Here is a 4,926-nt window from a genome sequence, read left to right as displayed (position 1 = left end):
CAGCAGCAGGGGCCGGGGCAGCGGGCGCTGGAGACACCGCGGGCCGCGGGGCTGGCCGGGGTCGTCTTCGCGGTCCTGCTGGCGGCCATGATCGTCCTGATCCGGCTCGGCATCCCGGAGGGGGCCGACGCGGTGACCGCCCGGGGTCTGGAGGACTCGACGCGGCGCCGGGCGGTGCACACGGCCCTCGCCCTGGTGCCGTTCGCCGGGATCTTCTTCCTGTGGTTCGTGGGCGTCGTACGAGCCCACATCGGTGACGCGGAGGACAGGTTCCTGGCCACCGTGTTCCTCGGCAGCGGACTCGTCTTCACCGCCTCGATGTTCGGCGCCGCCGCGGCGGCCGGCGCCGTGCTCGCGGTCGCGCACCCCAGCGGGCCGGCACCGGGGCCGTCCACCTGGACCTTCGGCCGCCACTTCGCGTACACGCTGATGACGGGGTACGCGATGCGGATGGCGGCCGTCTTCGTGTGCTCGATGTCGGTGATCGGCCACCGCCTCGCCGTCCTGCCGCGGTGGCTGACGGTCCTGGGCTTCCTCACCGCCCTGACGCTGCTCTTCGCCGCGTCCAACGTGCCCTGGGCGGAACTGGTCTTTCCGGTGTGGTCGCTGCTGCTGAGCGTGTACATCCTCGTGGTGGGCGGCCGGAGCCGGTCCCCCGCCGCGGCCGCCGGATGAACCGCTCCGCCCGGGGCCGCTCACCCGATCGGCGTGCCCGGCGCGCGGCCACCCCGCCTCCGCTTCCATGCTGGCGAGCGGGGGACGACCGCCGTCCGGGCGCCGGCCGCGCCGGCGGCGTGGTGCGCACCGGACCCTGACCGTCGCGGAAGGGCGGAGCGTCGATGAGGCTCGTCGTCGATCTCAACAAGTGCCAGGGATACGCGCAGTGCGTGTTCCTCGCGCCCGACGTCTTCGCCCTGCACGGCGAGGAGTCGCTGATCTACAACCCTCACCCGGCCGGGGAGCAGCGGGAGCGCCTGGCGCGCGCCGTCGCCGCCTGCCCGGTGCAGGCGATCACGGCGGACGGCCTGGACGGCGCGGGCGCATCGCCGACGCGCCCGGTGGCCGGCACCCCTCGGGGGGCGTCCGATGGCAGCTGACTCCATGGAGTGGCTCAGGCGCGAGGGGCGGATCGTGATCGTGGGCGCCTCGCTGGCCGGCCTGCGGGCCGCCGAGACGCTGCGCGCCGAGGGCTTCGCCGGTGCGCTCACCCTCATCGGTGACGAGCCGTACGAACCGTACGACCGGCCGCCGCTGTCCAAGGCGGTCCTGCTGGGCATGGCGTCCCCGCGCCACACCGAGCTGCCCCGGCGCCGGGAGATCGACGCCAAGTGGCGGCTGGGCGTGGCGGCCACGGGGCTCGACCTGTCGGCCAAGCGGGTCCGGCTGGCGGACGGGGACGAGGTGGAGTACGACCGGCTGCTCATCGCGACCGGGGTGCGCGCCCGGCCCTGGCCGAACGAGGCGGAAGGCCGGCTGGACGGCGTCTTCCTGCTGCGCACCCGGGACGACGCGGTCGCGCTGCACCGGCGGCTGACGTCGGGGGCGCGGCGGGTGTTCGTCATCGGCGCCGGGTTCGCCGGCTGCGAAGTCGCCGCCGCGTGCCGGGAGATGGGCCTCGAGGTCTCGGTGGCGGAGCGGGCGGGCGCGCCGCTGGTGGGCGCCCTCGGCGGGGTGATCGGCGCGGTCGCCACCGACCTGATGCGGGAGAACGGCGTCGACCTGCGCACCCGGGTCACGGTGACCGCGCTGGAGGGCGACACGGTCGGGCGGGTGCGGGCCGTCCATCTGTCCGACGAGAGCGTCGTCGAGGCGGATGTCGTGGTCGTCTCGCTGGGTTCGCTGCGCAACACCGAGTGGCTGGCCGGGTCGGGGCTCGGGGCGGGGCCTCGGGGCATCGCCTGCGACGCGGGCTGCCGGGCCTTCGACTTCCGGGGCATCGTCACCGACGACGTGTTCGTCGCGGGCGACGTCGCACGCTCCCCGCACGCCCTGTTCGGCTACCAGTTCCTCTCGCTGGAGCACTGGGGCAACGCCGTCGCGCAGGCGGAGACCGCGGCGCACAACATGGTCTGCCAGGGCGCGGACCGGCGGCCGCACCTGTGGATGCCCGCCTTCTGGTCCTCGCAGTTCGGGGTGAACATCAAGTCGGTCGGCGTACCGCCGATGGGCGAGCAGCTCATGATCACGCAGGGCTCGCTCGCCGAACGCCGGTTCGTCGGGGTCTACGGCCACCGGGGCCGGATCGTGGCGGCCGTGAGCTTCGACGACACGCGGTGGCTGGAGTTCTACCAGCGGCAGATCGAGCGCGGCGCGCCGTTCCCGGTGGAGTATCCGACGGTGGACCGGCGGCCCGAGGGGCGGCAGCCGGTGGACGCCGACTTCCCCGACCCGTCCCTGCCGACCCACGGCCCCACGGTGACCCTCAGCGGCTACTCGCCGGCCGACCAGGAGCTGGTCTTCCACCCCGCCCGCCACTGAGCCGCCCGGCCCGACGCTCCAAGGACCTGTCATGACGCAAGCCTCGCTGACCAGCCGGATCACCGACTTCGCCAACCGCCCCGACCCGTACCCGGTGTACGAGGAACTCCGCAGGACGCCGGTGCTGCACGAGGAGGAGGACGGTCCGTACGTCATCAGCTCGTACTACGACATCGAGGCGCTGCTCCACGATCCCCGGCTGAGCTCGGACGCCGCCAACCTGACGGCCCCCGGGCCCGACGAACTGTCCCAGACGGAGGAGACCGGGGGGCTGCCGCCGTCGTTCCTGCGCCTCGACCCGCCCGAGCACGACCGGCTCCGGCGCATCGCCAACAGCGCCTTCGGGCCGCCCCACCGGCCGCGCCGGGTGGACGGTCTGCGCGGCGAGATGGCGTCCGTCGTCACCGGCCTGATCGACGGCTTCGGGGGCGCCCGGCAGATCGACCTGGTCGACCAGTTCGCCTACCCCTTCCCGGTGACCGTGATCTGCAGGCTGCTCGGGGTGCCGCGGGAGGACGAGCCGCGGTTCCGCGGCTGGGTCGATCAGCTGGTCGCGAGCCTCGACCCGGAGTCGCGCCGGAGCGCGGACGCCGATTTCCAGAAGTCCCTGCGGGAGGCGCGGATGCAGCTCGGCATGTATCTGGCCGGGCTGGTCGAGCAGCGCACCAGGCGGCCGCAGGACGATCTGCTGTCCGACCTGGCGAACAGCCGCGGCCCGGCCGGCTCCATGTCGATGATGGAGGTGCTCAGCACGGCCGTGCTCCTGCTCATCGCGGGCCACGAGACGACCGTCAACCTCATCACCAACGGCATGCTCACGCTGCTGCGCCACCCGGACATCCTTCAGCGGCTGCGCGCCGACCCGGGCCTGTCGGTGCGGATCGTGGAGGAGCTGCTGCGCTACGAGCCGCCGGTGCAGATGCTGCCGCAGCGCACGTGCCTCACCGACATCCAGGTGCGCGAGGTGACCATCCCCAAGGGTTCGCGCATCTGGCTCGTCCTGGCGGCGGGCAACCGGGACCCGGAGCGGTTCAAGGACCCCGACCGCTTCGACCCGGACCGCGAGGACGTCCAGCACCTCGGCTTCGGCAGCGGCATCCACAGCTGCTTCGGCGCTCCGCTGGCCCGGCTGGAGACCCAGCTGGCGCTGTCCGAGCTGACCCGCCGGCTGGAGAATCCGCGCCTGGTCGAGGACCCGCCGCCGTACCGGCGCAACGCCGTGCTGCGCGGCCCGCGCCACCTGAACGTGGCCTTCGAGGGGCTGCGTTCCTGACGGGTCAGTGCGCGAGCGGTGTGAGCTGGACCAGCCCCACCCAGGTCTCCGGCCCCGGCTGGGCGTACCCGGCACGCACCCCGTACCGGCCCGCGGGCAGCGGTATCCGCAGATGCTCCTGCCGGTCGGCCGCTCCGCCCGGCCAGGCCGAGTCGAACAGGACCACCGGGCCGGGCACGTCCCAGCGCAGCTCGGGTTCCCACACGGCCGCCCGGAGCGCGGCGGGGATCCCTTCCAGCAGTTCGCGCTCGGAGTTCGCGGCGGACCACCGTACGAAGGCGCCGTGCTCGGGCAGGTAGGAGGTGGCGGCGGGCTCGTCGCCGAGGACGAGGGCCGCGCTGTCGCCCACCGGGAGCAGTCCGGCGTACCCGGAGACCTCGCAGGCCCGGTCGTAGTCGGTGTCGAGTTCCTCGCTGTCGGCGCCCGCCCAGAACGGCAGGACCACCTCTGGAACCGCTATCAGCGGGCCGCCGCCCGACTCCACCCACTCCAGCGCGCCTGGATCCGCATACCGAGCCATGGGGGAAGAACCTACACGGGCGACCGCCGGCGGCCGCACGCGCCCGCCACCGGAGCCGTTCACGCGCCGGACACGCCCCGCAGGCGCAGCGTCGAGCCCGATCTGCCCTTGACGACCTCCAGTTGGGCATGGATGCGGCGGCGGAGGTCGGGGACGTGGCTGACGATGCCGACGCTGCGGTCGCGTTCGCGCAGGGAGTCGAGGACGTCCAGGACCTCGTCGAGGGTCTGGTCGTCGAGGCTGCCGAAGCCCTCGTCGATGAAGAGGGTGTCCAGGCGGACGCCTCCCGCCTCGTCGGTGACGACGTCGGCCAGGCCGAGGGCCAGGGCGAGGGAGGCGAAGAAGGTCTCCCCGCCGGACAGGGTGGCGGTGTCCCGTTCCCGCCCGGTCCAGGCGTCGACGACGTGCAGCCCGAGGCCGCTGCGGCCGCGTCCGGTGCGGTCGTCGGAGTGGACGAGGGTGTAGCGCCCGGACGACATGCGCTGCAGGCGCACGGTCGCGGCGGCGGCGACCTGCTCCAGACGGGCCGCGAGCACGTACGACTCCAGGCGCATCTTGCGCTCGTTGTCGGCGGAGGTGCCCGCGGTGAGGGCGGCCAGGCGGGCGACGCGGTCGTACTCGTCGCGGAGCGGGGCGAGGCGTCGTACGGCCGCGG

At 73.9% G+C, this 4,926-nt stretch carries 6 protein-coding genes; 4 read left to right on the top strand and 2 right to left on the bottom strand.

From position 1 onward, the window contains the following. From ACLU3S_RS35760 to ACLU3S_RS35745, 4 genes are all read left to right on the top strand, one after another. The coding region (locus ACLU3S_RS35760) for a hypothetical protein (RefSeq protein ID WP_413956140.1) at positions 1-675 on the top strand (675 nt) is incomplete at its 5' end. Between the two features lie 164 nt (positions 676-839). After that, positions 840-1,097, top strand: coding sequence for a ferredoxin (locus ACLU3S_RS35755; protein ID WP_413956139.1), 258 nt, complete (start codon positions 840-842; stop codon positions 1,095-1,097). Then, on the top strand, positions 1,087-2,478 hold the full coding sequence (locus tag ACLU3S_RS35750; protein ID WP_413956138.1) for an NAD(P)/FAD-dependent oxidoreductase: 1,392 nt from the start codon (positions 1,087-1,089) through the stop codon (positions 2,476-2,478). Before ACLU3S_RS35755 ends, ACLU3S_RS35750 begins: the two co-directional genes overlap by 11 nt. A 31-nt stretch (positions 2,479-2,509) precedes the next feature. Next, positions 2,510-3,751, top strand: a complete 1,242-nt coding sequence (locus tag ACLU3S_RS35745) for a cytochrome P450 (protein ID WP_413956137.1) — start codon at positions 2,510-2,512, stop codon at positions 3,749-3,751. Positions 3,752-3,755: 4 nt separating this feature from the next. On the opposite strand, the gene ACLU3S_RS35740 is transcribed toward ACLU3S_RS35745, so the two are convergent. Next, a complete protein-coding gene (locus ACLU3S_RS35740; RefSeq protein WP_413956136.1) occupies positions 3,756-4,271 on the bottom strand; it encodes an immunity 21 family protein in 516 nt (171 codons plus the stop codon). A gap of 59 nt (positions 4,272-4,330) precedes the next feature. Beyond that, on the bottom strand, positions 4,331-4,926 hold a 596-nt coding region (locus ACLU3S_RS35735), incomplete at its 5' end, for an SbcC/MukB-like Walker B domain-containing protein (protein ID WP_413956135.1).

The organism is Streptomyces sp. AF1A, assembly GCF_047340315.1.
Lineage (GTDB): Bacteria > Actinomycetota > Actinomycetes > Streptomycetales > Streptomycetaceae > Streptomyces.
The sequence above is the reverse complement of the archived record's forward strand: the minus strand, read 5'-3'. Positions and strand labels throughout refer to the sequence as shown.

Bases quoted from the DNA above. Each gene is read 5' to 3' on its own strand.
- ACLU3S_RS35740 (WP_413956136.1), bottom strand. From the start codon at position 4,271: ATGGCTCGGTATGCGGATCCAGGCGCGCTGGAGTGGGTGGAGTCGGGC.
- ACLU3S_RS35755 (WP_413956139.1), top strand. From the start codon at position 840: ATGAGGCTCGTCGTCGATCTCAACAAGTGCCAGGGATACGCGCAGTGC.
- ACLU3S_RS35745 (WP_413956137.1), top strand. From the start codon at position 2,510: ATGACGCAAGCCTCGCTGACCAGCCGGATCACCGACTTCGCCAACCGC.
- ACLU3S_RS35750 (WP_413956138.1), top strand. From the start codon at position 1,087: ATGGCAGCTGACTCCATGGAGTGGCTCAGGCGCGAGGGGCGGATCGTG.